The following is a 23,651-nucleotide window of genomic DNA, read 5'->3' on the forward strand; positions in this document are numbered from 1 at the left end:
GACACTATGCAGCTCAACATTACCGGACACCACATCGAAATCACCGATCCGTTGCGCGAGTTCGTGAACAACAAGTTCGCCAAACTCGAACAGTATTTTGATCGCATCAATCAGGTGTATGTTGTATTAAGTGTGGAAAAAGTGCAGCAAATTGCGGAAGCAACGGTGCACGTGAATGGAGGCGAGTTGCACGCCACCTCGGAAGACGAGAATATGTATGCCGCAATTGATACGCTGATCGACAAATTGGCACGTCAATTGAACAAACATAAAGACAAATTGAAGCAACACTGACACCCTAACCCATTCCATGAGGCGGCATCCGTCGCCGCCTCACCCTTCGGCGCGTGACCCGCATGGGTGACGCGCCGAACGGTAATCAGGGTTAAAACCGACGAAAAACCGCCTTGCCGGGTTCGCCCGGCGGCGCGGTTTTAAGTGAAGATGAGATGAACAACGAATATATGCAATTAAGCTCGGTGTTAAACATCGAGTGCACCAAAAGCTCGGTACACTGCACCAGCAAGAAGCGGGCTTTGGAAATTATCAGCGAACTGGCCGCCAAACAGCTCAATCTGCCTTCGCAGGTGGTGTTTGACGCGGTTCTCACCCGGGAGCGCATGGGCAGCACCGGTATCGGCAACGGTATCGCCATTCCCCACGGCAAACTGGAAGAGGACACACTGCGGGCCGTTGGCGTGTTTATCCGTCTCGACCAACCCATCGCTTTCGACGCTATCGACAACCAGCCGGTCGACCTGCTGTTCGCGCTGCTGGTGCCTGCCGATCAGTGCAAAACCCATTTGCATACGCTGTCGCTGGTCGCCAAACGCCTGGCCGACAAAACCGTATGCCGCCGCCTGCGCGCCGCGCAGAGCGACGAAGAACTTTACCAAATCATCACCGAGTGATGCCCGGCCGGCGTGACTTCCAGCCCGGATAACGATACTGTTTTATGATGATGGATCCGGCCACGGCCGGAATAACAAAGTTTAACGGTGGCGATGAACGCCGCCGCGATGCCAGGGGAGTTGCCACATGGTGCTGATGATTGTCAGCGGCCGTTCCGGTTCCGGAAAATCCGTCGCCTTGCGGGCGCTGGAAGACATGGGTTTTTACTGCGTTGACAACCTGCCGGTAGTGCTGCTGCCGCAGCTCGCCAATACGCTGGCGGAACGCAATATCTCCGCAGCAGTCAGCATCGACGTGCGCAACATGCCTGAATCACCGGAAGTGTTCGAATACGCGATGACTCAGCTGCCGGACAGCTTCTCGCCGCAGTTGCTGTTCCTCGACGCCGATCGCAACACGCTGATCCGCCGTTACAGCGACACCCGCCGCCTGCACCCGCTCTCCAGCAAAAACCTGTCGCTGGAAAGCGCCATCGACGAAGAGAGCGATCTGCTCGAACCGCTGCGCTCGCGGGCGGACCTGATTATCGACACCTCGGAAATGTCGGTGCACGAACTGGCCGAAATGCTGCGCACCCGCCTGCTGGGCAAGCGCGAGCGCGAACTGACCATGGTGTTCGAATCCTTCGGCTTCAAACACGGCATCCCGATCGACGCCGACTACGTGTTCGACGTGCGCTTCCTGCCGAACCCGCACTGGGATCCGAAGCTGCGGCCGATGACCGGCCTGGACAAACCGGTGGCGTCGTTCCTCGATCGCCATACCGAAGTGCACAACTTCATCTACCAGACCCGCAGCTATCTGGAACAGTGGCTGCCGATGCTGGAAACCAACAACCGCAGCTACCTGACGGTCGCCATCGGCTGTACCGGCGGCAAGCACCGTTCGGTGTACGTGGCGGAACAGCTGGCCGATTACTTCCGCTCGCGCGGCAAGAACGTGCAGTCGCGCCACCGCACGCTGGAAAAGCGCAAACAATGACGGTCAAACAGACGGTTGAAATCAAAAACAAGCTGGGCATGCACGCGCGCCCGGCGATGAAACTGTTCGAACTGGTGCAAAGCTTCGACGCCGAAGTGATGCTGCGCAACGAAAGCGGCACCGAAGCCGAAGCCAGCAGCGTCATCGCGCTGCTGATGCTGGACTCCGCCCAGGGCCGGCATATCGAAGTCGAAGCGACCGGCCCCGACGAAGTCAACGCGCTGGCGGCGGTGGTCGAGCTGTTCAACTCCGGGTTTGATGAAGATTAGTCGCTGAGACTCTCCCCATGCGTCGCCTCGGCGCATGTGTTGCCTCCCCCCCTCCCATAACGTAGCCCTCCCGTTTCTCACTTTGCGAATCCGCTTCCAGAATCAGCCGTAACCGCCTGTAAATTCACGTCATGGATTTACCCCCACCACGATAATCGCAATAGTGTGTAACGCAAAAACAGACAACAGGCGGGTGTTTCCCCACGCTTTGCTTACGGGACAACGAAAAGTTTACAATTTGTGAACTTCACCGGCAGTCGCTATAATGTTCACCGGGTAGGAATCGAAGGAACGATGCATATCATTTCCAGGGAACCGTTCAATAACGCAACGAAGCAATATCCCAATGAAGCCACTGCTCTCGAGGCCATTTATAAAGCGTTGCGACGGGGCGAGTTCCGCACGCCGGACGAGTTAAAAGCGCTTTTTCCTTCGCTCGATCGTATGAAATACAAAGAGAAATGGTGGGTCATTGACGTCGGCGGCAACCACCTGCGGATCTTGTTCTTTGCCAGCTTCGAGACACAGAAAGTCTTCATAAAGCATATCGTTAGCCACGCCGAATACGACAAGCTGATGCAGCACTATCGAAGGAGTTCATCATGATTACAGATGCCATTAAGGCGGCCGATGCGCTACTGCGCGCCGTGCCCTTGTTGCAGGGCAGCCGCGCTCAGCAAGACTACCGGGAAGCGCTTGAATTGGTGGAATACCTGCTGGAAAACGACGAACACCATCCGCTGATTGACATGCTGGCAAAAAAGATCGCCGAATATGAAGACAACAGCGCCGAATTTACCGCATTCAACCAGCGTATCGCCCAGTTACCACAGGGGGTAGCCGCGCTTCGCGTCCTTATGGAACAGCACCAACTCAGCCAAAGTGATTTTGAACATGAGATCGGTAAAAAGTCGTTGGTTAACCAAATCCTGAACGGTAAAAGATCGCTGACCATTCCGCACATTATGGCGCTGGCCAAGCGTTTCAATCTGCCCCCGGCCCTGTTCCTGCCGGAAGCGGATTAGCCCTCAACTCCGGCTCAGGCAGTCCAGCGCCACCGCTTTGAAGCTGTCGAAACTGTCGCTGCCCAGCAGGCGGCTCATTGAACGTTCACGCACGAAGGTGACGAACAGCTCGTAGATCGCCATCGCCTCTTCATAATCGCTCTTGCTGATCGCCAGCAGGAAAATCACGTGCGCAACCTCACCTTCCCCCCAGGCGACGCCCTGCGGCGCCAGCAGCGTCACCACCACGGTCTTCTTCGCCAGCAGCCCCAGCGAATGCGGCAGCGCGATACCTTCGCCCAGCAGCGTGGAGACGATCGCCTCGCGTTCGACCACCGACGGATAAAAATCCGCGCCGACGTACCCTTCTCGCTCCAGCTGGCCGCACACCCGGCTGAACAACTCCGCCTGCGTCAGCGGCTCGTTGATCACCATGAAATGCTCAGCGTCGAAGAACTTCTCCAACATGTACGGTTTGGTGCGATCCACCAGCACCAATTTGCCCAGTTGTTCCAGCTGATAATCGGTCGGGAACGGCGACATCACCACCACCGGCTTGTTCTTCTCGCCGATGCGGGCGTTGGAAATCACGAAGTCTTCGTCGATGTGCGCGAGCATCTCGTAATCGCGCAGCGAGACGATGCGCGTCATCACCAGCTGCGGGTACTTGCGCGCAATCTGCGCCTGGATCATGCGCACCGTCGAGTTGCCGGTGTCGCACACCAGCATCACCTGCGGGTGGCGTTCATAACCGATGTTGTAATGCCGCTCCAGCCCCACGCCGATGTGCAACACCAGATAGCCGATCTCGTTCTCGCTCAGGGTATAGGGGGTGTACTTGCCCCAGCTGGAGACCGCCGCCAGCGTCACGTCGTAAGCCATCGGATAGTGCTGCTTGATGTTGGCCAGCAGCGGATTGGGGATATTGATCTGGTATTTCACCCGCGTAATCATGGTCTTGATATGGGTGAGCAGATCGGCCCGCAGCTGCTCGTCACCCTGCAGGTTGTAGTTATAGTGTGCGTTGATGTAGGACAGGATGTAGTCCACCAGCGCTTCTTCATCGTCGGCGTTGATCTCGGTCGGTTGCACGTCCTGCACGCGCCGTGCGGCGATGTTGACCCGCAGATAGGCCTCTTCGGCCATCGAGATCTCTTTGCCGGAGGCCGCGCGCAGCTCCGCCGCCAGACGGGTCGACACCTGACGCACCGCCTCGTCGCCGTCCTCCACCTCGAAGTCCGGCAGCGGATAACCGTCGTTGATGCGCCGCAGCGCCACCGCGCAGTAGAAGATCAGGTACTGCTCGCCCTCGTCGGTCAGGCGAATGGCGTATTGCGACAACAGCGGGTGCAACAATCCGGCGAACGCCGCCACCTGCGGCTGCAACAGGATCTCGTTGTTGAGCAACGGGTTCTCGGCGTCGGCCAACTGCAGCTGGAACAGCAGATCGGTCAGGCAGGCGCGGATCGCCATCTCCGCGCCGAACAGCTTCATGCCGTAGCGCGGCTTGGTTTCGATCGTCAATTGATAGTGCGCCAGACGCTCTCTCACCTCAGCCATGTCGTTTTGCAGCGTGCCGCGGCTGACGAACCACTCGTCGGCCAGATCTTCCAGTTTGAGGGAGAAGGCTGAGGTCAAAAAACGCACCAGCAGATAATGCACCCGCTCCTGCGCGCTGCGCGGGGTGGCCTGTTTGCGGCGCTCCTGATGCTGCAGGGCGCTGAATAGCGCGGCGTTATCGACCTGCAAACGATAGCCGGCCCCGCGGCTATGCACGAAGCGCGCACCGTATTTGTCCAGGATCTCGTTCAGCGCGGTGATATCCGCCCGCACCGTGCGGGTGGACACGGCGAAACGCTTCGCCAGCTCATCCTGCGGCAAAGTCTCGGTTTGCAAAGCATCGAACAAGTAAGCCAAACGCGGGTAAGGAAATCGCACCATTCTGTGTCCGTCAATCAGGCGGCCCACCCGGCGAACCGGGCGGGCCACGGGTTACTTCGCCGGCGGCAGGAACGCCATTTGCGAGGGGCTGCCGATCGGCAGATAGCCGCCCACAAAGCTGAGTTTGCCGTCCGTCGGGTTGACGCTGAAGCGAGTGACGTTATCGCTGCGCTGGTTCAGCGCATACAGATAGCGGCCATCCGGGCTCAGCGCCAGCGAACGCGGATAATCGCCGCGGGTCCAGGTTTCCGCCACCGGTGTCAACTCGCCGCCGGCGCCCACGCTGAACTGGGCAATGCTGTTATGCAGCCGGTTGGCGACGTACAGCGTGTCGCCGTTCTTGCTGAGCGCCAGCCCCGAAGCGAAGCTGGTGCCCTGATAGTCGGCGGGCAGCGCGGAAACCGCATGCAGTTGTTTCAGAGTACCTTTTTGGCGATCAAAACGGTAGCTGGTCAATGTCGAGGCCTCTTCGTTCACCAGCAGCACGGTGTCGCCGTCCGGGTGGAACACAAAATGACGCGGGCCGGCGCCGGCGGAAGAGGCGGCGATCCACGGCGGATCGTTCGGCGTCAGGCGGCCGCTCGCGGCGTCAAAGCGCCATTGGTAGATGCGATCCAACCCCAGATCGGTGGAGAACACGAACTTGCCGCTCGGATCGCTGGCGATCATATGGGCATGCGGGCCATTGTGATCGCTGATGGCGAAGCTGCCGTTCACCGCCGCCGCCGGTTTGGCCGCGCCCGCCGGGCCCTGCTGTTGCTGCACCGAGCTGGCGGCGCCCAGGCTGCCGTCCGCTTCAATCGGGAAAGCCGCCACGCTGCCGCTGACATAGTTCGCCACCAGCAGATGGCGGCCGTCCGGCGTCGAGGAGAGATACACCGGCCCTGCCCCCTGCGAATCTACCTGGTTGAGCTGCGTCAGTGCGCCATCGGCCGGATTGACCCGGTAAGCGGTGATGCCGCCGTGTTTGCCGCCGTTGAAGTCGGCCACTTCACTGGCGACATACAGCGTCTTGCCGTCAACGCTCAGCGTCAGCTGCGCCGGATTCGGCACGTTGCTGACCAGCGTGGCGTGGCTCAGCGCGCCGCTGGCCGGATCGACCTGCACCCGGTAAACGCCTTCGCCGTTGGGATTGTAGGTGCCGATATAGGCGAAATGAGATGACGTGGAGTTCATTGCATCCTCAGCATGCAGCGCCGGGCCGGTCACGGCCAGCAGCGCCAGGAACAACGCGGTGCGTCGGGTTGGAACCTGCCAGTTTCGCATGGTAATCCTCAGTATAGGTAAGGCGCGGCATGCCGCGCCACGGGAAAACCTTCGCCTCCCAGCGTTTACCTCATCCCATTACGCGTTCAACCCACCAGCTTTTTGGTCATCGCCAGCAGGGTTTTCACGTCCTGCGGACGCGTGTCGCCGCTGGCGGCGTCGATGATCGAGCTGTAGATATGCGGGATCACGCGTTTCACTCCGGCCGCCAGGGCGATCTCAACGATCGGCTCGTAGTTTTCCAGATCGATGCCGCCGGTCGGCTCCAGCATGAAGTCATGCTCGGCGCAGGCCTTGGCGACGTATTGGTATTCGTCCTTGCACTTCAGGCCGCCCATCGGGAAATACTTGATGGAACTGCCGCCCATGTCCTTCAGCAAAGCGATGGCAGTTTCCACCGGCACGATGCCGTCCGGCGCCGCGGCGCTCAATGGGCCGGTAGAGATCTTCACCCAGCCGACGCGGCCGGTCGGCGACACCAGACCGTTGACCACGCTGTCGTTCTGGCCCAGCAGCGCGCGGCTGGCGCCGACGCCGGTAAACACCTGGTTAACGTGCTGCGGCTGCACCTGCTGAGCGATCAGGCTGACCATCGCCGACTGCTTCGGATCGCCGGCGCCCAGGCCGACCGACAGCGCGTTGTCGATCAGGCGCGCATAGCGCAGCATGTCGGTCACCGCGCTGTCGACGTCCGGGTAGTTCTTGGAGAGCACGCCCACCAGCACATGGCCTTCCGCCGCGGCGTAGATGTCCTGCGCGTTGGCTTTGGAGCCGGCCAGCACGTTCAGGCAGACGCGGTCGCGATAGTAGTTAGGCTGCAGCTTCATGCTTGTTTCTCCGTAAACAGGTTCTTGATACAGCTAAAGACGGTCATCAGCTGTTGCTCGTCGACGCTGCGCACGTCGACCTCAATCTTGCCCTCGTTGGCCTTGTAGCCGCGGAAGTAGATGGCAATATCGCCGGTTTTCAGCGCCTGAACGATGTCATAGGTCGACCGCCCCAGCACCGCCTCATCAAAGGTGATCTCGGCGCGGGCGATATCGCGGCCGGCGCTGTCCCAGACGGTTTTGGCGCTGACGCCGGTCAGGGTGTTGAGGCTGTTGAGGAACGGCGTCATCCGCGCCACCATCTGTTGCCCGGTGGTTTTCTCAAGCGTCAGATAGCTTTCAATTGCCTGCGTCAGGCCGAGGATGCCCTCTTTGCCGACCTTCATCGCCCGGCCGATGCCGCCGGACTGCAGCTTCACCCACCCGACGTACTGTTTCTTGCCGATAACCAGGCCGCTGGTCGGCCCCTCGATGGCTTTGGCGCCGCTGTAGATCACCAGATCGGCCCCCATCTGGTAGTAACACATCAGATCTTCTTCCGCCGCGGCGTCGACGATCAGCGGCAGGTTATGTTTGCGCGCCACCACCGCCGCCTGTTCGACGGACAGAATGCTTTTCTGTACGCAGTGGTGCGATTTGACGTACAGGATCGCCGCCGTCTGCGGCGTGATGCAGGCTTCAATCTGCTCCGGCGAACATTCGTTGGCGTAGCCCGCCTCCACCACCTTGCCGCCGCCCAGCGCCACCATGGTGTCCACCGGCGCGCCGAAGTTGACGTTGTGACCGCGCGGCAGCACGATCTCGCGCGGCACGGCGATCGGCGCCGAATGCAGGTTCACCAGCAGATTGGCGTTATCTTTAACGATCACCGCCGCCACCGACTGGGCGATGCCCGCCGAGGCGCAGGAGACGATCACCGCGTCCTCCACGTTGAGCAGATCGGCGATATAGGCGCCGGTCTTGTTGACCAGATCCTTGATTTCGAAATAGTGGTTCAGGCCGTAATCAACGGCGTCGATCACGTCCTGGCGCGGCGTGGAAACGCCGAGAATGGTCATGCGGCCGGAGGTGTTGATCACCTGCTTCAAACCGTATTTTTCATAAATCGAAGACATGGCTTGCCTCCCCTTGTTCGGTTAATAGGATTTTCCCGGCCACCACCGCGGCCAGCGGCACCAACAGCCGTTCGCCCTCGGCGGTTTGCCCTTCGGCGTCGGCGAACACCTGCGGTTCGCGGCGCAGTTCAAACAGCGTGAAATCGGCGTCATAGCCCGGCTCCAGCCGCCCTTTGCCGCTGAGCTGCAGCGCCGACGCGGCGTTCTCCGTCACGCAGGCGATCACCTGCGGCAGCGTCAGGCCGACGCTGAAGAATTTGGACATCACCGTCGCCAGGCTATGCACCGGCCCGTTCATGCGGTTGCGGCAGTAAATATCGGAGCTGATGGTGTACGGCAAAATGCCCAGTTTGATCGCCTGGCGCGCCACCTCGAAGCTGAAGCTGGCGGTGCCGTGCCCCACGTCGAGCAACACGCCGCGCCGCAGCGCGCGCTGGATAGACTCGCGCAATGTGCCCGCCGGCGTCAGAATGCGGTTCGGTTTGCCGTTGTAGCAGTGGGTGATGATGTCGCCGCGGGTCAGCAGATCGGCGATGTCGTCCAGATCCGGCGGGTTGTTGCCGATATGCACCATCAGCGGCAGCTGGCGGTTTTCCTGCTGGATCTCTTTGGCCAACACCAGCGGCCGGGTACCGTTTTTCCCCACCACGCTGCTGCTCATGCGCGCCTTGATGCCGATGATGAAACCGGGGTGATTGGCGATGGCCTGGCCGGCCTCGCGCTTGTCGATGTCCGTCAACTCCGCCAGCTCGTTCTGCCGCAGCAGGCCGATGCGCGAGATGTTGAGGAAGGCGAAAACGTTGGTTTTGGCGCTGCGCGTCAGCTGATAAAAGGCGTCGATATCGTCAGCGCCGGTGCTGCCAGCGTCGACCACGCTGGTGACGCCGCTGGCGACGCCGACCCGATCCGGCTCGTCATGGTAAATCGGCGATTCAGGATAGCAGTGCACGTGCGCGTCGATCCAACCGGCGCTCAGGCGGCAGTTGCCCGCCAGATCCAGCTGGCGAACGGCGCTGACGTCCGCCGCCAGCCGCCCCACCGAGGCTATTTTGCCGTCCTTTACCGCCAGGTCGATCAGCGTATCGTCCGCCAGTCTGGCGCCTCTGATTACTAAGTCATACATACCGCATTGCTCCTGTTAGCCCGGGCGCCGCCTCAGCCTCGGGCGGCGCCTGGCGCAGGCCTCTTAAGAAATGGCTACCGGGAAGATCGCCCCCAGGATCATCGCGCCGAGGATCGCTCCGCCGGTGATCGGTTTACCCCAGATATAGAACAGCAGCGCGCCGAGCAGCGAACCGATGCCGATCGGGATCGAAGCGGTCATCGCCGACAGGATGATCAACGGCCCGAGGAAACGGCCCGACGAGTTGCCCGCGCCCATCATCACGTCCGCGCCGTAGGTGGAGTTGCTCTGATTGATGGTGAATTTGCGCGCCAGGATGATCACGTAACCGATCGCCAGGCCGATGATCAGACCGGTGGCCAGCGACGCGGCGAAGTTGGCGACCGGGAACACGATGCCGGCCCCCAGCAGCAGCGCCGGTACGCCCAGCCCGACGCCGGTCTGGATCGCGCCGCCGATGTCGAGGATGCCCACCAGCGAGCCTTCGATGATGCGCGCGAACAGGAAGCTGGCGCCGAACGCCGCCACCGCGCCGTACACGCCGGTATCCATCCCCGCCCGCAGCATGGAGACGAAGGCCACTTCGTTAAAGGCGCCGATGCCGTACAGGTAGTACATGTGCGTCCCGGCGAACACGCCGGAGGACAGCAGGCCAACAAAAATCGGGAATGACCAGTCGGCGTACCAGAAGCCTTTTTGGGTTTGCTCTTCCATCATCCCGCTCCTTATTTACCGCTCAGGGTGTTGTGAATGGCGTCCAGCCAGCCCGGCACGCCGAGGCTGAAGGACTCGAGAACTTTCATGTCGAAGCCGCGGAAGAAGCCGCTCAGCACGAACAGCAGCACGATCACCGCCATCATGATCTTGGTGATCTTGTTCCAGCCGCTCTCTTCCACGCCCTTGCCGATCAGAATGCCCAGCACCAGGCCCGGTACGGCGTTGCCCATGATCAGCTGCGCCAGGCCGCCGAAGATGGTGCCCCAGAAGCCGGAACGGCGCCCGGCGTCGATCGCCGCCAGCCAGAAGATCACCGGCATCACGGTGTTCACCAGCAGGTTGGCCGCCGGCACCAGCACCTTGATCGCGGTGACCTGCAGCGCGGCAGGCACGGCGGAAGCGGTGGTATTGAGGAAGGCCACCACCAGCATGCCGATGATGCCGCAGGCGATAGCCATTTTTTTCGGATCGTGCAGCGTTTGCGCCAGATTGCGATTCTTGACCATCAGGGCCGCCGCACCCCAGTGCGGGATGATGCGGTGATCGACGTCCTGCGTGAAGGAGCCCGCCGCCACGGAAGACGCCCAGGCGTTGAAGAAGAAGCCCAGACCGAATGAGAAGTGGGAAGCCGGATCGCCCTCGCAGGAGTTCAGCTCACCCAGGGTGCGAAACGCTCCCATGCCCTGTGTTGTCGGCGCGTGGAACATGCGTGCGGCGCCGGCCCCTACGCCGACCCCCACCAGCCCACCGATAATAATCGATTTAAATAAGATGATTAAAAACATCAGTATACCCTTTCATTTATGCTAACGTTTTTATTTCGTGACGAAGACAACCTTCTCGGTATTGATAATGGTTACGTTCACGGTTATTTCCAGAGAAACGGCATAGCTCTTTCTTTCACGCGGCAAAAAGAAGAAAAGAAATTTCTCTTTAGTTATTTTCTCTTCCGCCTTCACTACGCTGACGTCCTGCGGCTCGATGCGCAGCAGAATATTGTTGGTGGACTTTAATACCGCGCCCTGCACATTAGCCAAGGCGGAAGCAAAAGCTTTCGCTTTGCTGTCGCCTTTACCCTCCACCTTTACCGATGTGGTATATTGCTCTTTCATTATGGGTTGCCATGTTTTTTGACGTAGGCTTCCACCAGTTTCTGGCCCAGCTCTTCTTTATCCATAAAGCCGAAACCCAGCACGTTGCAGCCTTCGTTAATTGCCGTCACGCCCTCTTCCACCGAACGCATGCCGTATTTGGCTTTGTAGCCGTATTTGGTTTGCGCGGTAATCGCACCGGCGCCGCCGCTGCCGCAAAAAGAGATGCCCAGCTGCGCGTTTTCCGCTTTCATGACGTCGCCCAGCTTCATATCCGCCGCCACGCCGGGGATGACCACCGCTTTTCCGCCTGCGTTTTCAACGCCCTGGCCGACTTTTTGCCCTTTGCCCAAACGATCGCCGATCACTACGGTAATTTGACCCATGGTATATTCTCCTGATTGAAATCGATGCGTTAACCGCTATGCGTTATTATCTTTCGCCACTTCGAAGTGCACGGACAGCAAATAGGCCTCTTCGATAGGCAATGTGCCAAACTGATCCACCACGCGCTCCGCCATTTGCATGGACTCGGCGGAAATTTCGTCGAACAATGATTTATCCACCTCCGGCAACGGCTCGCCGGTTATTGAGCGCAGCACCATGGCGCGAATATGCGATTCCAGCATCTGTTGCTGCACCGCATTGGTATAAATATTCTCAGCATTCAGCATCGCGGTAATATCCGCCAGCACCCGAGCGGTGATCTCACCGGCTTCGCTGATATCGGATTGTTCAATTTCTTTTAATGAAGCAGATCCATCATTCACTTTTCAGTACCCCTAGATCCCACATTAATCAGTAAGCCGTAAAGCGCATCACCTGAATAACCCGCTTTCTGTGATGTCTTTACCCTACCCCCGGCAAGATTTTCTGTGGAGACCGGTTTTTTCCAGTTCGAAGTGGAAATCGAATGACGCGCGGAGATCCATTTCGCAAAACGGCGCTGCGGCGAAAAAGTGAATGAGATAACAAATACATAACCCGGCTAACGGTTTTTTTTGTCTCGATTGACGATAAAAGCCTTCGTGATCGGGATCTCTTTCTTTTCTCGCCCCAACCGCCTACTATCAATGGGACAAATCGACATTACCCACACCCCCGCTCCTCTGGCGCGGGGGTGTTGCTTTGTGTTGTTTTTCCGAATTTATGGGCGCACAGACTGGCGCCCTTTGATTTGACTGGAGAGTGGAATGACCAAACCCATCATTACTATTAATGAGCTGGATGCGGAACGCCTGGATGCGCTATTGGAACAACCGGCCTTTGCCAACACCGACGTCGCCGCCGCGCTGAACGACGAGTTGGATCGCGCGGAAATCCTGCCGCCGGAGAAAATGCCGGCCAACGTGGTGACCATGAACAGCCGCGTGCGTTTTCGCGATCTGCACACCGATGAAGAGCATGTGCGCACGCTGGTCTACCCTGCTTCGCTGAAAGACAGCCACGATCAGCTGTCGGTGATGGCGCCGCTGGGCGCAGCGCTGCTCGGCATGCACGTCGGCAAGCAGATCTCCTGGCAATTGCCGAACGGTGAAGAAGCGCGGATTGAAGTGCTGGAATTGCTGTACCAGCCGGAAGCGGCGGGCGAATACCACCGTTAAGCGGTTTTCAGGGCGGCATCCGGCCGCCCTTTCTGTCTCAGAGGCAGATAGCGATCAGCACGGCGATCAGCAGCAGCACGTAGATTTTGGCATGCAGCGCATCGCTCACCTTCGGCAAACAGCGCCTGGCAAACACGATCCCCGCAATCCCCGCCGCCACCAGCAGCCCCAGAATGTTCAGATTGACGTAACCCAGATACTGCGGCCCGCTCATCTCGCGCCACCCCAACACGATATACATCAGCGCCCCGATCACCGCCACCGGGATCGACAGCGGGTTGGCGGCGCTGACGCAATATTTCATGTCGTAACCATGGCGACGCAGCAGCGGCACGGTCATCACGCTGCCGCCCACCCCCAGCAGCGTGGCGATGCCGCCGATCAACGGCCCGCCGCCCCACAACGTGGCGGGAGACAGTTCGGCGCGCGCCGGTTTGATCAGGAAGCCCCGGCGGAACAGACAGTCGGCGATGGTCACCGTCATATAGACCACAAACAGCCAGCGGATCACGCCGTCCGCCAGCAGCGAGGAGGCGAACGCGCCCAGCGCCGCGCCGATGCCGATGAAAAAGATCAGCGGTACGATGGTTTCTCGCAGCAGGTTGCCGCTGCGCCAGTTGGTCAGGGTGGCATAACTCGCGTTGAGGATCATCACCGCTGTCGAGGTCGCTACAGCAATATGCATCGCCTGGCCGGGCTGCTCGCCCGAGGCGGAGATCAGGTGATAGACAAAAGGCACCACCACAAAGCCGCCACCGAAGCCGAACAGAATGGTGGTGATGCCGGTCAGAAAACCGGCACCCAGTACAATCAACGTTTCAATCATGGCCGTGCGCCCGCACGAAGTCGTCGAACCCGGCGCAGAACTGCCCCGCCAGCGGATGGAAACGATCGCCGACGAACAGCCCCAGATACTGATCGCGCACGGCGTCGTGATCCACCAGCTCAATGCCCGCCTGTTCCGCCCGCGCCAGCGTCTGTGCGTCCGGGAAGCCCCAATAGCGCGAATCACCCTGCTTTTCCGCCGCTATCGCTTCGCGCCGTTCCGCCCGCATGAGCTGGCGCGCCAGGAAGGTGCCGCTTTGCACGCCCAGCAACATCATGTTTTCCAGGAACGACAGATCGTGACGCAGCTCGGCGGGCAGACGGGCGAGCACCGGGCCGGCGTCCCAGTGCTCATCCATTTCATGCAGCGTCACCGCACAGCCCTTGTCACCGTTCATCATTGCGCGGAATAGCGTCATCACCCCGCGATAGCGCGGCAAGTCGCCGGGGTGCAGGTTCCACAGCAGCTTGCCGCGTCGGCTGAAGGCGCGCACATAGTCGGCGGAGAATTTCTGATAGCAGCGCAGGGAGATCACCGCGTCCATATGCTCCAGGCTGCTGATAAACGTGGCGTCATTGATGTCGAGAACGCGATGCGCTTTGACCCCGGCGGCGGCCAGGAACAGGGCCGGCGGTTGATAGGCACCCTCACAGGCGGCGGCGTTGCGGCCAACGAACGGGAATACAAAATCGTTCAGCACCTCGCGCTCGTACAGCCCCAGGCGGCGAACCGCCGGCTCCTGGGTGCGGCCGCCGCTTTTCGCCAAGGGGAAATACACCGTAAAAGCACACTCGCCTTTCAGGGCGGCGATCAGATCCTGACACACCAGCCAGGAGAAAATGTCGTTACCGACAAAGAGCGCTACGTTTTTCATACTTCAGCCTTCTTTGCGTTGAAAATAGGGTTGTTGAACACGATTTTGCTGATATCCCGCGTGATGGATTCCATCGCCGAGGTATAAAAAAGATCGCCCTTGGCGGGCGCGCCGAGCGAGTAGAGATGCTGCTCACGGCCGCGTCGGTCGGCGATTTTCAGCGTATGCGGGTTGCACTTCACGCCACCGAACAGGTTCTCTTGCACCAGCCCGTCTTGCAGCAGCTGCTGGCTCAGGCGGTTGGGCGGCAGTTGATAGGAAGGCGTGGTGCAGTTGAACAGATACTGCGCGCGCACCCGCGTCTCATGGCAACGAAGGATAAACCCGTCCGTTGCCTTGCTGATATCCACCAGGCCGCCGCAGGCGCGCAGGCGTTGGCTCTCCAGCGCCGCCACGATCTTGTTGGCATTCTTGATCGGCATGGCGTGCCGATTGCGCATCCAGGAGGAGTTGTAAAAGCGCATGAAGACCTGCCGGTTGTTGGCATCCATCTTGACCCAGGCGGCGCACACCGCCGGGTGGATCGCCGCCAGATAGCTGCAGATATGCTCCCTGGCAAAGCGCGCGCGATCGAGGCTGTCCGCCAGATCGCGGTAGCAATCGCGCCTTTCCCCCAGCGCCGAGAGCACCGTCAGCCGCTCCGGCCCCGGATAGTGGCGCGCCAGCGCGGCGTTGATCGCATGCACCAGCTGATGCGCGTCAATAAAATCGCGGCCGGCGACAAAGCGCCGCAGCGCCTCAACAAACGCCTCCGGCGGCGGACGCATCAGCGCCGGCTGCACGCTGGGGAACAGGCCCGAGCGCGACAGGGCGCAGATGTCGGTCGCTCCCAGCCGCTCCATCAGTTCAACGATGGCGTCAATCGCCGTCAGGCTGCAGCCGATCACGCCGATGCTCGAATAAGGGTTGATCGGCGGCAGATCCTGATGAGCCTGATAAGCGATCACCCCATCCACCGGGTAAAGGCATTCCGGCGGGTTGTGCCCCGAACACAGCACCAGCGCGTTCATCTGCTCGGCGCCGCCGCAGGCGGTGGTCAGCCGATAGCCGGCTTCGTGCGGCGCGATGGCATTCACTTCGGCGGTCACGAAATTCAGCGCTACGTTACTGTCCGCCGCCATATATATCGTCATGTCGCGAATAAAATCGAGATATTCCCGATACAGCCAGCGCGGCGGATAACGATCCTGGCAAAACTGCGGAAAATGCATGGCGATCCAATCAACGAAGTGCGCTTCGTCGAAAATATCCGCCGACATATTTTCCGGCGTCATATTTAATATATGGCTGTCAAAATCGCTGCTGTATGCCATACCGCCTTTAAATCCCTGCTTGTCGAAAACCGTCAGGGAAAGCGGCCTTTTGCAATGATTAACCGACTTATTTTTTATAAAGTTATAGGCAAAAGAGATGCCGGCGGCCCCGCCGCCAATCACACCGAACTTATACATGAAATATCACCTTATAGTCATTGAACTGCGCTAAGAACTATTGCTTCAGGTGTTGGAATAAAATGACGCTTTATTCCTTATTAACTTCTTGTATTGCGAGAACGAGAACCTTCGTCCCACCCTGGTGTGAAGACTTGTACGGGCTTCATGGCCGATAAAATAACGGCGCCCCGAACAAGCGTTATTTTTCTGCCCCGATAGTAGGGCGACCGTCGCTGGCTTGCTTTATATGAAAGGCCAACTATCATTGCGTTTCGGCCAATTTGCCCGCCAAAGGGAACACATGCGCAACGTCCGCATTGATGACATCGACCACGTAACCCGCGCGGTGATCGCCATCGGCACCGATTATCCGCCGGGGCACCTGCTGCCAATGCACAGCCACCGGCGCGCGCAGTTGCTGTACGGCGCTACCGGCGTCATGCACGTTTTCACGCAGCAAGGTAATTGGGTCGTTCCGCCGCAGCACGCGGTGTGGCTGCCGCCGCAGATGCCGCACGCGGTGCGGATGGTCGGCGTCACCACCCGCAGCCTGTATCTCGAACCCGGCGCGTTACCCGCCGAACGCCCGCAGGTATGTCAGGTGGTCAGCGTCACGCCGCTGATGCGCCAGCTGTTGATGGCGGCGGTGGATATGCCGCTGGAGTATGAACAACAGGGCCGCGACGGCGCGCTGGCGGCGCTGCTGCTGCACGAGCTGGCCCGGCTGCAACCTTTACCGTTGCACATCCCGCTGCCCGCCGATCCTCGGCTGGGTGAGCTGTGCCGCGCCTTTTTGCAACACCCCGACGCCCACGACTCCGCGCAGCGGTGGGCCCCGCGTCTGTACATGAGCATTCGCACCTTCAGCCGCTTCTTTCGCGCGCAGACCGGCCTGCCTTTTTCGCAATGGCGCCAGCGCGCCTGCGTGGTGCTGGCGCTGGCGCTGCTGGCCGAAGGGCACAGCGTGACGCAGGTGGCGATGGAGATGGGATATGACAGCAGCGCGGCGTTTTCAACCATGTTCCGCCGCGTGCTGGGGCAGGCGCCCTCCTCCTATTTGACGGAAGACGGGCGCGACGGTTGACGGATTAGCGGAATTTCTTGTGGTTGGCGTCGCGGGTTTGTTTGAAGCCTTGCGCCAGCTGCTTCGCTTCAGCGACTTTGCCCTGATTGGCCAGCGCCAGCGCCTGATCGATCTGGCCGATCAGGGTATCCAACCCGCTGCGGAAATCTTTCATCTCCGGGCTGTCGGCGGCTTTGTCTTCCAGCTTCGGCGGGGTGCCCTGTTTGGCATCCTGCGCGGCGGCGCGCATGTTCTGCAGGCTCTGTTTGAGGGTAGCGGCGGAGTCGGTATTCAGCACCGTTTTGTAGTTTTCCGCCAGGGTGTCCATATCGTCGCCCAGATCGGCGGCGACCGCCAGCGAACTGGCTGCCAGCAGCGTCAACGCCGCCAACGCTTTCAGGGTATTCTGCATGTTTGCTCACCTTCCAGTTATTGTTGTAATTAACCCACCGTTACCATAGGCAAGGCCGGGAAAAATCGAAACCGGAGATTTGTAAGCAAGGTTGAGACGGGATAACGCGCGGCCGGCGGGCGCCGGCCGCGCAGCGGATCACTGGCCGGCGATCTTCATTTCCGGCAGCAGCACCGAACCGCACTGGATATTGCTGCGGGTTTCGATATCGCTGCCGACGCTGACGATGTTTCGCAGCATGTCTTTCAGGTTGCCGGCGATGGTGATCTCGCTGACTGGGTACTGGATCTCGCCATTTTCCACCCAAAAACCGGCGGCGCCGCGAGAATAATCGCCGGTGACGCCGCTGACGCCCTGGCCCATCAATTCGGTGACCACCAGGCCGGTACCGAGCTGCTTCAGCATGCCGGCGAAGTCTGCGCCCTGCCCGGCAATGCGCCAGTTATGGATGCCGCCGGCATGGCCGGTGCTGTGCAGGCCCAGCTTGCGCGCCGAGTAGCTGGTCATCAGCCAGGTTTGCAGCACGCCATCCTTGACGATATCGCGCCGCTGGGTGCGCACGCCCTCGCTGTCGAACGGCGTCGACGCCAGCCCTTTCAGCAGGTGCGGATGCTCCTCGACGGTCAGCCACGCCGGCAGGATCTGCTTGCCGAGCGAGTCCAACAGGAAGGTAGATTTGCGATAAACGCTGCTGCCGCTGATGGCGCCTACCAGATGGCCGAACAATCCGGTGGCCACCTCGGAGGCGAACAGCACCGGCGCCTTCATGGTCGACAGTTTGCGCGGCGCGAGACGCGCCAGCGTGCGGCGGGCGCACTCCTGCCCCACCCACTCGGGGCTGTGCAGATCGCCCATCGCCCGGCCGATGGTGTAAGCGTAATCCCGCTCCATGTCGCCGTCCTGTTCTGCGATGACGCAGCTGGACAGCGAGTGACGGCTGGAACAGTAGCTTTGCAGCATGCCGTGGCTGTTGCCGAACACCTTGATGCCGTAGTGGCTGTTGAAGCTGCCGCCTTCGGTGTTGGTAATGCGTTTGTCCGCCGCCAGCGAAGCCTGCTCGGCGCGCGCCGCCAGCTCGATGCCGCGCTCGGCGTCCAGCTCGGTCGGGTGGAACAGATCGAGATCCGGCGCCTCGAACGCCAGCAGATCTTTCTCCGCCGGGCCGGCGCAGGGATCCTCAGAGGTATAGCGCGCGATGTCCAGCGCCGCCTGTACGGTGCGAGCGATGGCGTCCGGGCTGAGATCGGTGGAAGAGGCGCTGCCTTTGCGCTGGCGGTGATACACGGTAATGCCCAGCGCGCCATCGCTGTTGAACTCGACGTTTTCCACTTCGCCGAAGCGGGTGCTGACGCTGATGCCGGTCGATTTGGTGACCGCGACTTCCGCCGCGTCGGAACCGGCGCGGGCCAGCTCCAGCGCCTGAGAAACGGCCTGTTCCAGCGCCTTGCGCTGTTCTGCAACTTGAGTGACTACTTTCATCAATCTGCCATAATTAATCAGAAAATCGTTGAGAAAAGTGCCGGAGCGGCGTAGTTGTGCACGCGGAGCGGCGCGCAAAAATCCTGAGATCTCTGCCGTTGAGTCTAACAGGAACCGCGTTGAATTTCGCATAAAGCCGGCAACCTGTTAGGATTAGCCTCTTTTTAACGGAGCCTACCATGAACAAACAGCCTGAAGACTGGCTCGACGATGTCCCGGAGAATGAAAACGAGGACGATGACGAGATTATCTGGGTCAGTAAAAGTGAGATTAAACGTGATGCCGAAGCGCTGAAAGACCTGGGGGCCGAAATGGTCGATCTGGGCAAAAACGCGCTGGATCGCATTCCGTTGGATGAAGATTTGCGTGCCGCCATCGAACTGGCGCAGAAGATCAAAAAAGAGGGCCGTCGCCGTCAGCTGCAGCTGATCGGTAAAATGCTGCGCGCCCGCGATATCGAGCCGATCCAGACCGCGCTCGACAAGCTGAAAAACCGCCACAACCAGCAGGTTTCGCTGTTCCACAAGCTGGAAGCGCTGCGCGACCGTCTGGTCGAAGAAGGCGATGACGTCATTCCGTCGATCCTGGATCTGTACCCGGCCGCCGATCGCCAACAGCTGCGTTCACTGGTGCGCAACGCGCAGAAAGAGAAGGCCGCCAACAAGCCGCCTAAGGCTTACCGCCAGATCTTCCAATACCTGCGCGAGCTGGCCGAAGCGGCCGACTAAGCGCCGCCGCCATCCCGGGATGAACCCGTTTCATCCCCGGTGATGTGCCGGTTCGCCGCTGCTTTCGCGGATATTGAAGCGCAGGCTGCCTTCCAGCTCTTCTTCCGCCTCTTCAAACAGCAGAATGATCGCGCCGAAACGACGCTTGCTGCGGGCATTCAGGTGAGTGAACTCGATTTCCACCGGCAGACCGATATCGCCGGTCACTACGTCCCACAGCGCGTCGAGGTTGGCGCCGAATCCCTCGTCCAGCGCAAACTTGTGCGCAAAATCGCGGTAGAAGGTCGGCACATCCTGGATCTGTTCAAAATCAAACTCTACTTTTGCCATCAAACTCACTCCACACGAATGAAGTTTTTGTAATGGTCGCGCGTGACGAAGATCAGACCGTCGCTCGAATACAGCAGGCGATCGGCGCCGCGCCGGCCACACTGGTAATTGATGTCCGCTTCGCGCCAGACCCGGCCGCCGGCGCTCGGCAGTTGCCCTTCACGGTTAGAGAATCGATCGCCGCCAATCGCCTTGCCCGGCAATACCGCACAGAGGTTGCCTGAACGCGGGTCCCAGCCCTGCTCGCGCGCCTGCTTCTTGGTGACGTAATAGCCCGGAAGCCGCTGATGCTGCTGCAGGTAGCTCACCACCGTTTGCTGCTGCGTGAGCCGATCGATGCTCTGCTGTTGCCCCGCCGGCGCTTGCACCACCGTCGCATTGCCGCCGATCGCACGGTGCTCGTTGCCGCGCAGCGCGCTGAAGACGGCGATGACCACGGCGATGACAATCGCCAACAGAATCCGCTTGTTCATGACATTCCCTGAAATTATGCCGCCGAAGGCGCCGCAGCGCCCCCAGGCTAGTTAGGTATATAGCCGACCAGGATGAAACTAAGATGACCGGCACGTCACGTTTTCGCGGCGGTAAGCGTTTCATCCACTCATGACAATGATGCCACTTTCCAGCCGTTCTGGCACTCGGAGTCTCTCTGAAAACGGGCCGCCTCACATGAGACGGCTCGCCATGCCAGGCGCTGCTTTCAGTATAGTCAGGGAAGGCGCCGCACAACGCGGCGCAACAGGAGGGAACGCATCAATCGATCAAGGCGTGACGATAGCGATGCAGCATGTCGGCCAGGCGTTTCACCGGCCCGGTGACGCTGAGCGGCGCCTGATTGTCCACCAGCTTCTGCTGGTACTCGTTCATTTCACCCAGCAAGCGATCGTAGTAATAGGCGCGCTTGACGTCGTTCTTGGCGGAGACCACCCGATCGGCGGTGCTGCGGATCTGGCGGTGGAAGGCCGACAGCTCTTCGCTGACCGGAATCTCCGCCCGCTGCATGCGCTGGTGGGCGATGATCAGGTTCAGCGCCAGACGATACTTGGCGATGTCGTTCGGGAACATCATCAGCAGCTGGTTAAGCTGCTGATACAGCGCCGGCAGGTGGTTTTGCCGACGACGCGCCGCCTTGGTGGTCAGCGCCGACACCGCGCTGCTGACGAACTGGTTGAGCAACGTGCGGCCGGTGCGTTCACGCGAATTGTCGCGGATCAGCAGCAGCACCATCAGCCCAACGCAGCTGCCGAGGAACTGGCCCAGCGCCCCGTCGAGAAACTGGGTGACGTTGAACTCCATCGGGTTGCTCAGCACCAGAATGTTGATGGTCCCGGCCAGCAGCCCCAGCGAACCGAGCCGCCTCTTCTGCACCTCGATGCCGATGAAAAACGCCAGCAGGCCGAGGCTGAGACACAGCAGCAAAATGCTCTGCTGCGTCGCCGGCAGGATCACCATGAAGAACAGAGAGCCGACCGGGATCGCCGCCAGCATGCCCAGCACGAAATCCATCGCCACCATGCGCGGCGCCGGGGTGCGCATCGCCAGCGAGGTGATGACCGCGATGATCACCATAAAACCGCTGCCGGACGTCCAGCCGGTCCACAGCCACAGCAGGCTGCCGAAGGCCGTCGCCACAAAGGTGCGCAGGCCGTTGATCATCGCGTGATGCCCTTCCGCCGAAGTCGGCTTGACCACGGTTTCGTTGCTCAACACCCCCTCTTCCACCGCGCTGATGCTGCAGTTGGCGTGCACGCCTTTCGACAGCAGCAGGTAGCGCGTCGCCGCGCCGACCCAGCCGGTGAGGGTCGGCAGCGTTTCCTCGGAACGATGCGTGGTCAGCACCTGGCGCAACAGCTTCATGCGCTTGTGGATCTCCTGCGGGGTTTCCGCCGGGACCATCAGTTGCTCACGCAGGCTGTCTTTCAGCGCGTCCGGGTGATTCAACAAGATCAGATAGGTTTCGCAGGCCTGGGTGATCAGCGTCAGCGACAGCGTATGCAGCGCTTTTACCCGGCGGTTGACCTTCTGCCAGCGCGAGGACTCCATCATCAGGTTGTTGCGCATGCCGTCCAGCGCCGTGGTGCTCTTCACCAGATTGCTCCAGGCGCGATCGATATCCTCTTTGTCGGCATTGCTGATGCACATCTGCATCAGGCGGTATTGCGCCACCAGCAGCTGATCCACCGCCCGATCGATGTCCTGTTTGATCGAACGCGGCGAGAACAGCAGATCCGCCAACACGGCGCTGACGATCCCCAGCACGATCTCGCTGCAACGCTCGATGGCGAACTGCGGCGCTTCCAGCAGATGAGACTCGCTGGTGGCGACCGTCACGATGATGATCAGCGCGGTATACCCGGCCAGCCCCCAGGCATAGGAGTTCTCCACCTTGATAAGCGAAGAGATCCAGGTGCAGAAACCGGCCCAGATGCAGCACAGCAACAGCATCACCACCGGCGCGCGGGCGGTGGTGATGATAATGATCAGGCCGACGAAGCAACCGATAAAGGTGCCGATAATGCGCAGCCAGCCGCGGTGGCGGATGGCGCCGGAGAAAGGTTCGCCGCCGGCGGCAAAGGCCGGGCCGGCGGCGACGATGGCGGCGGTCATCGCCGACCAGCGCGGGGTTTCCAGATTGAGATGGAAGCCGACGAACAGCGCAAACACAATCGCGAAGCTGAGTTTGAAGGCGAATCTCAGCCGGATAAAGGTTGGGCTGCTCATTAGCCGAACTCACGCAGCCGGTGCATCAGGCGCACAAAAGGCGAGCCGCTGTCGGCATTGCGATCGTTCTTGCCGACGATCACCACGGTAGCGGTGGTGCCGGCCGGGTACGGATGCTGTTGATCCTTGGCGTCCAGCAGGATCTTCACCGGCACGCGCTGCGCCAGGCGCACCCACTCCAGGTTGCTGTCAATCGAGGCCAACCCTTTGTTGTTCACCGTGCTGCTGCTGTTGTTCACCGCCGCCGCCACGCTGTCGACGGTGCCGTGCATGATGCGGTTGCTGCCGAGCGGGGTGATCTCCGCGCGGTCGCCCTTATTCAGGCCATTCAGCTTGGTTTCTTCCAGGTACGCCAGGATGTAGAAGGAATCTTTCTTCACCAGCGCCACCGCCACCGAGCCGCGGGTGATGTATTCGCCGGCATGGACGTTGAGGTTGGTGATCCAGCCATCGGCCGGCGCCCGCACCGTGGTGCGTTCCAGATCCAGCTGCGCCAGCTCGCGCGCCGCAATGGCCTTCGCCAACTGGTGCTGCACGGTCTGCAGTGAGTTGTTCGACTGGTCAATCTCTTCCTGCGACATCGCCTGCACGCCCAGCTTCACGCGGCGGCCGGCCTCGCGCCGTTTTTCCGCCGCCAGCGTCTGATAGTAGGCGACGTCGGCGCCGGCTTCCGCCAGCGCCTGCTCATAACGCGGCCGATCGACCACGAACAGCACCTGGCCTTTCTTCACCAGTTGGTTATCCACCACCGGCACGTCGGTCAGCAGGCCGCTGACGTCCGGGGCGATCGCCACCACATCGGCGGTAAACTTGGCATCACGCGTCCACGGCGACTCGGTGTAGAACACCCAGGCCTTGAATATCGCGGCGATGCCCAACAGCACAAGAATCAAAGTGATCGCGATTCGGGTTATTTTTATCGAAAAATTTTTCAC

28 protein-coding genes are annotated in these 23,651 nt (G+C 60.3%); 9 read left to right on the forward strand and 19 right to left on the reverse strand.

Annotation, left to right across the window (positions count from 1 at the left end):
• Positions 1-6 precede the first annotated feature (6 nt).
• The 6 genes from hpf to AC2CGI_RS17605 all read left to right on the forward strand — a co-directional run bounded on the left by hpf (position 7) and on the right by AC2CGI_RS17605 (position 3,187).
• Positions 7-294, forward strand: coding sequence for a ribosome hibernation promoting factor (gene hpf / locus AC2CGI_RS17580; RefSeq protein WP_004937038.1), 288 nt, complete (start codon positions 7-9; stop codon positions 292-294).
• Between the two features lie 155 nt (positions 295-449).
• Positions 450-911 carry a PTS IIA-like nitrogen regulatory protein PtsN gene (ptsN, locus tag AC2CGI_RS17585; protein WP_016930212.1) on the forward strand — a complete coding sequence of 154 codons (462 nt, stop codon included), beginning with the start codon at positions 450-452 and terminating at the stop codon, positions 909-911.
• A 127-nt stretch (positions 912-1,038) separates the two neighbouring features.
• Positions 1,039-1,893, forward strand: coding sequence for an RNase adapter RapZ (gene rapZ / locus AC2CGI_RS17590; protein WP_015379177.1), 855 nt, complete (start codon positions 1,039-1,041; stop codon positions 1,891-1,893).
• Positions 1,890-2,162 (forward strand): PTS phosphocarrier protein NPr, encoded by a 273-nt coding sequence (gene npr, locus AC2CGI_RS17595; RefSeq protein ID WP_004937034.1) that lies wholly within the window; start codon positions 1,890-1,892, stop codon positions 2,160-2,162. Before rapZ ends, npr begins: the two co-directional genes overlap by 4 nt.
• 294 nt (positions 2,163-2,456) lie before the next feature.
• The gene (locus tag AC2CGI_RS17600) at positions 2,457-2,768 is read left to right on the forward strand and encodes a type II toxin-antitoxin system HigB family toxin (RefSeq protein WP_004937033.1); all 312 of its coding nucleotides are present in this window, start codon (positions 2,457-2,459) and stop codon (positions 2,766-2,768) included.
• Positions 2,765-3,187: a helix-turn-helix domain-containing protein gene (locus AC2CGI_RS17605; protein WP_015379178.1), complete on the forward strand. Its 423-nt coding sequence runs from the start codon at positions 2,765-2,767 to the stop codon at positions 3,185-3,187. The genes AC2CGI_RS17600 and AC2CGI_RS17605 overlap by 4 nt, the downstream gene beginning before the upstream one ends.
• A 3-nt stretch (positions 3,188-3,190) precedes the next feature.
• Here the strand turns inward: AC2CGI_RS17605 and AC2CGI_RS17610 are convergent, their stop codons facing one another.
• The 10 genes from AC2CGI_RS17610 to AC2CGI_RS17655 form a co-directional block, all read right to left on the reverse strand.
• Complete coding sequence (locus AC2CGI_RS17610) at positions 3,191-5,107, reverse strand: BglG family transcription antiterminator (RefSeq protein WP_044030379.1); 1,917 nt, start codon at positions 5,105-5,107, stop codon at positions 3,191-3,193.
• Positions 5,108-5,158: 51 nt separating this feature from the next.
• Positions 5,159-6,373, reverse strand: a complete 1,215-nt coding sequence (locus tag AC2CGI_RS17615) for a lactonase family protein (protein ID WP_076741016.1) — start codon at positions 6,371-6,373, stop codon at positions 5,159-5,161.
• Positions 6,374-6,459: 86 nt separating this feature from the next.
• Complete coding sequence (gene dagF / locus AC2CGI_RS17620) at positions 6,460-7,200, reverse strand: 2-dehydro-3-deoxy-phosphogluconate aldolase (RefSeq protein WP_004937022.1); 741 nt, start codon at positions 7,198-7,200, stop codon at positions 6,460-6,462.
• On the reverse strand, positions 7,197-8,315 hold the full coding sequence (locus AC2CGI_RS17625; RefSeq protein WP_004937017.1) for a DgaE family pyridoxal phosphate-dependent ammonia lyase: 1,119 nt from the start codon (positions 8,313-8,315) through the stop codon (positions 7,197-7,199). Before AC2CGI_RS17625 ends, dagF begins: the two co-directional genes overlap by 4 nt.
• The gene (locus AC2CGI_RS17630) at positions 8,299-9,438 is read right to left on the reverse strand and encodes an amidohydrolase/deacetylase family metallohydrolase (protein ID WP_021505111.1); all 1,140 of its coding nucleotides are present in this window, start codon (positions 9,436-9,438) and stop codon (positions 8,299-8,301) included. Before AC2CGI_RS17630 ends, AC2CGI_RS17625 begins: the two co-directional genes overlap by 17 nt.
• 63 nt (positions 9,439-9,501) lie before the next feature.
• Complete coding sequence (locus tag AC2CGI_RS17635) at positions 9,502-10,152, reverse strand: DUF4310 family protein (protein ID WP_004937013.1); 651 nt, start codon at positions 10,150-10,152, stop codon at positions 9,502-9,504.
• An 11-nt stretch (positions 10,153-10,163) separates the two neighbouring features.
• Positions 10,164-10,940: a DUF4311 domain-containing protein gene (locus tag AC2CGI_RS17640; RefSeq protein ID WP_004937006.1), complete on the reverse strand. Its 777-nt coding sequence runs from the start codon at positions 10,938-10,940 to the stop codon at positions 10,164-10,166.
• Positions 10,941-10,970: 30 nt separating this feature from the next.
• Positions 10,971-11,267, reverse strand: a complete 297-nt coding sequence (locus tag AC2CGI_RS17645; RefSeq protein WP_004937003.1) for a DUF4312 family protein — start codon at positions 11,265-11,267, stop codon at positions 10,971-10,973.
• Positions 11,267-11,632, reverse strand: a complete 366-nt coding sequence (locus tag AC2CGI_RS17650) for a glycine-rich SFCGS family protein (RefSeq protein WP_004937000.1) — start codon at positions 11,630-11,632, stop codon at positions 11,267-11,269. The genes AC2CGI_RS17645 and AC2CGI_RS17650 overlap by 1 nt, the downstream gene beginning before the upstream one ends.
• Before the next feature lie 36 nt (positions 11,633-11,668).
• Positions 11,669-11,986, reverse strand: coding sequence for a glycine dehydrogenase (locus tag AC2CGI_RS17655; RefSeq protein ID WP_086016691.1), 318 nt, complete (start codon positions 11,984-11,986; stop codon positions 11,669-11,671).
• A gap of 453 nt (positions 11,987-12,439) precedes the next feature.
• Here AC2CGI_RS17655 and rnk point away from each other — a divergent pair, with 453 nt between their 5' ends.
• Positions 12,440-12,850, forward strand: a complete 411-nt coding sequence (gene rnk, locus AC2CGI_RS17660; protein ID WP_004936993.1) for a nucleoside diphosphate kinase regulator — start codon at positions 12,440-12,442, stop codon at positions 12,848-12,850.
• Positions 12,851-12,887: 37 nt separating this feature from the next.
• Here rnk and AC2CGI_RS17665 read toward each other — a convergent pair whose 3' ends face one another.
• Genes AC2CGI_RS17665 through AC2CGI_RS17675 form a run of 3 tightly spaced genes read right to left on the reverse strand, consistent with a single transcriptional unit; the run spans position 12,888 to position 16,001 of the window.
• A complete protein-coding gene (locus AC2CGI_RS17665; RefSeq protein WP_015379182.1) occupies positions 12,888-13,676 on the reverse strand; it encodes a sulfite exporter TauE/SafE family protein in 789 nt (262 codons plus the stop codon).
• On the reverse strand, positions 13,669-14,550 hold the full coding sequence (locus AC2CGI_RS17670; protein WP_015379183.1) for a formyltransferase family protein: 882 nt from the start codon (positions 14,548-14,550) through the stop codon (positions 13,669-13,671). Before AC2CGI_RS17670 ends, AC2CGI_RS17665 begins: the two co-directional genes overlap by 8 nt.
• The gene (locus tag AC2CGI_RS17675; RefSeq protein WP_021505114.1) at positions 14,547-16,001 is read right to left on the reverse strand and encodes an FAD/NAD(P)-binding protein; all 1,455 of its coding nucleotides are present in this window, start codon (positions 15,999-16,001) and stop codon (positions 14,547-14,549) included. The genes AC2CGI_RS17670 and AC2CGI_RS17675 overlap by 4 nt, the downstream gene beginning before the upstream one ends.
• 283 nt (positions 16,002-16,284) lie before the next feature.
• Here AC2CGI_RS17675 and AC2CGI_RS17680 point away from each other — a divergent pair, with 283 nt between their 5' ends.
• Positions 16,285-17,067, forward strand: a complete 783-nt coding sequence (locus AC2CGI_RS17680) for an AraC family transcriptional regulator (protein ID WP_004936980.1) — start codon at positions 16,285-16,287, stop codon at positions 17,065-17,067.
• 4 nt (positions 17,068-17,071) lie between these two features.
• Here the strand turns inward: AC2CGI_RS17680 and cybC are convergent, their stop codons facing one another.
• Complete coding sequence (gene cybC, locus AC2CGI_RS17685) at positions 17,072-17,458, reverse strand: cytochrome b562 (protein ID WP_015379185.1); 387 nt, start codon at positions 17,456-17,458, stop codon at positions 17,072-17,074.
• Positions 17,459-17,596: 138 nt separating this feature from the next.
• Positions 17,597-18,937: a metalloprotease PmbA gene (pmbA, locus tag AC2CGI_RS17690; RefSeq protein ID WP_004936970.1), complete on the reverse strand. Its 1,341-nt coding sequence runs from the start codon at positions 18,935-18,937 to the stop codon at positions 17,597-17,599.
• Between the two features lie 179 nt (positions 18,938-19,116).
• Between pmbA and yjgA the strand changes: the two genes are divergently transcribed.
• Positions 19,117-19,665 carry a ribosome biogenesis factor YjgA gene (gene yjgA, locus AC2CGI_RS17695; RefSeq protein ID WP_004936968.1) on the forward strand — a complete coding sequence of 183 codons (549 nt, stop codon included), beginning with the start codon at positions 19,117-19,119 and terminating at the stop codon, positions 19,663-19,665.
• Positions 19,666-19,695: 30 nt separating this feature from the next.
• Here yjgA and AC2CGI_RS17700 read toward each other — a convergent pair whose 3' ends face one another.
• From AC2CGI_RS17700 to aaeA, 4 genes are all read right to left on the reverse strand, one after another.
• Positions 19,696-19,995 (reverse strand): barstar family protein, encoded by a 300-nt coding sequence (locus AC2CGI_RS17700; RefSeq protein ID WP_004936963.1) that lies wholly within the window; start codon positions 19,993-19,995, stop codon positions 19,696-19,698.
• Positions 19,996-20,000: 5 nt separating this feature from the next.
• On the reverse strand, positions 20,001-20,468 hold the full coding sequence (locus AC2CGI_RS17705) for a ribonuclease (protein ID WP_004936959.1): 468 nt from the start codon (positions 20,466-20,468) through the stop codon (positions 20,001-20,003).
• Between the two features lie 280 nt (positions 20,469-20,748).
• Positions 20,749-22,716 (reverse strand): p-hydroxybenzoic acid efflux pump subunit AaeB, encoded by a 1,968-nt coding sequence (gene aaeB, locus AC2CGI_RS17710; RefSeq protein ID WP_033632003.1) that lies wholly within the window; start codon positions 22,714-22,716, stop codon positions 20,749-20,751.
• Positions 22,716-23,651 (reverse strand): p-hydroxybenzoic acid efflux pump subunit AaeA, encoded by a 936-nt coding sequence (aaeA, locus tag AC2CGI_RS17715; RefSeq protein ID WP_004936954.1) that lies wholly within the window; start codon positions 23,649-23,651, stop codon positions 22,716-22,718. Before aaeA ends, aaeB begins: the two co-directional genes overlap by 1 nt.

The sequence above is a fragment of the Serratia sp. LSHTC3 genome, assembly GCF_057197125.1.

What these genes read in the sequence shown, in the direction of transcription:
- hpf (WP_004937038.1), top strand. Translation starts at nt 7, where the DNA reads ATGCAGCTCAACATTACCGGACACCACATCGAAATCACCGATCCGTTG.
- ptsN (WP_016930212.1), top strand. Translation starts at nt 450, where the DNA reads ATGAACAACGAATATATGCAATTAAGCTCGGTGTTAAACATCGAGTGC.
- rapZ (WP_015379177.1), top strand. Translation starts at nt 1,039, where the DNA reads ATGGTGCTGATGATTGTCAGCGGCCGTTCCGGTTCCGGAAAATCCGTC.
- npr (WP_004937034.1), top strand. Translation starts at nt 1,890, where the DNA reads ATGACGGTCAAACAGACGGTTGAAATCAAAAACAAGCTGGGCATGCAC.
- AC2CGI_RS17600 (WP_004937033.1), top strand. Translation starts at nt 2,457, where the DNA reads ATGCATATCATTTCCAGGGAACCGTTCAATAACGCAACGAAGCAATAT.
- AC2CGI_RS17605 (WP_015379178.1), top strand. Translation starts at nt 2,765, where the DNA reads ATGATTACAGATGCCATTAAGGCGGCCGATGCGCTACTGCGCGCCGTG.
- AC2CGI_RS17610 (WP_044030379.1), bottom strand. Translation starts at nt 5,107, where the DNA reads ATGGTGCGATTTCCTTACCCGCGTTTGGCTTACTTGTTCGATGCTTTG.
- AC2CGI_RS17615 (WP_076741016.1), bottom strand. Translation starts at nt 6,373, where the DNA reads ATGCGAAACTGGCAGGTTCCAACCCGACGCACCGCGTTGTTCCTGGCG.
- dagF (WP_004937022.1), bottom strand. Translation starts at nt 7,200, where the DNA reads ATGAAGCTGCAGCCTAACTACTATCGCGACCGCGTCTGCCTGAACGTG.
- AC2CGI_RS17625 (WP_004937017.1), bottom strand. Translation starts at nt 8,315, where the DNA reads ATGTCTTCGATTTATGAAAAATACGGTTTGAAGCAGGTGATCAACACC.
- AC2CGI_RS17630 (WP_021505111.1), bottom strand. Translation starts at nt 9,438, where the DNA reads ATGTATGACTTAGTAATCAGAGGCGCCAGACTGGCGGACGATACGCTG.
- AC2CGI_RS17635 (WP_004937013.1), bottom strand. Translation starts at nt 10,152, where the DNA reads ATGGAAGAGCAAACCCAAAAAGGCTTCTGGTACGCCGACTGGTCATTC.
- AC2CGI_RS17640 (WP_004937006.1), bottom strand. Translation starts at nt 10,940, where the DNA reads ATGTTTTTAATCATCTTATTTAAATCGATTATTATCGGTGGGCTGGTG.
- AC2CGI_RS17645 (WP_004937003.1), bottom strand. Translation starts at nt 11,267, where the DNA reads ATGAAAGAGCAATATACCACATCGGTAAAGGTGGAGGGTAAAGGCGAC.
- AC2CGI_RS17650 (WP_004937000.1), bottom strand. Translation starts at nt 11,632, where the DNA reads ATGGGTCAAATTACCGTAGTGATCGGCGATCGTTTGGGCAAAGGGCAA.
- rnk (WP_004936993.1), top strand. Translation starts at nt 12,440, where the DNA reads ATGACCAAACCCATCATTACTATTAATGAGCTGGATGCGGAACGCCTG.
- AC2CGI_RS17665 (WP_015379182.1), bottom strand. Translation starts at nt 13,676, where the DNA reads ATGATTGAAACGTTGATTGTACTGGGTGCCGGTTTTCTGACCGGCATC.
- AC2CGI_RS17670 (WP_015379183.1), bottom strand. Translation starts at nt 14,550, where the DNA reads ATGAAAAACGTAGCGCTCTTTGTCGGTAACGACATTTTCTCCTGGCTG.
- AC2CGI_RS17675 (WP_021505114.1), bottom strand. Translation starts at nt 16,001, where the DNA reads ATGTATAAGTTCGGTGTGATTGGCGGCGGGGCCGCCGGCATCTCTTTT.
- AC2CGI_RS17680 (WP_004936980.1), top strand. Translation starts at nt 16,285, where the DNA reads ATGCGCAACGTCCGCATTGATGACATCGACCACGTAACCCGCGCGGTG.
- cybC (WP_015379185.1), bottom strand. Translation starts at nt 17,458, where the DNA reads ATGCAGAATACCCTGAAAGCGTTGGCGGCGTTGACGCTGCTGGCAGCC.
- pmbA (WP_004936970.1), bottom strand. Translation starts at nt 18,937, where the DNA reads ATGAAAGTAGTCACTCAAGTTGCAGAACAGCGCAAGGCGCTGGAACAG.
- yjgA (WP_004936968.1), top strand. Translation starts at nt 19,117, where the DNA reads ATGAACAAACAGCCTGAAGACTGGCTCGACGATGTCCCGGAGAATGAA.
- AC2CGI_RS17700 (WP_004936963.1), bottom strand. Translation starts at nt 19,995, where the DNA reads ATGGCAAAAGTAGAGTTTGATTTTGAACAGATCCAGGATGTGCCGACC.
- AC2CGI_RS17705 (WP_004936959.1), bottom strand. Translation starts at nt 20,468, where the DNA reads ATGAACAAGCGGATTCTGTTGGCGATTGTCATCGCCGTGGTCATCGCC.
- aaeB (WP_033632003.1), bottom strand. Translation starts at nt 22,716, where the DNA reads ATGAGCAGCCCAACCTTTATCCGGCTGAGATTCGCCTTCAAACTCAGC.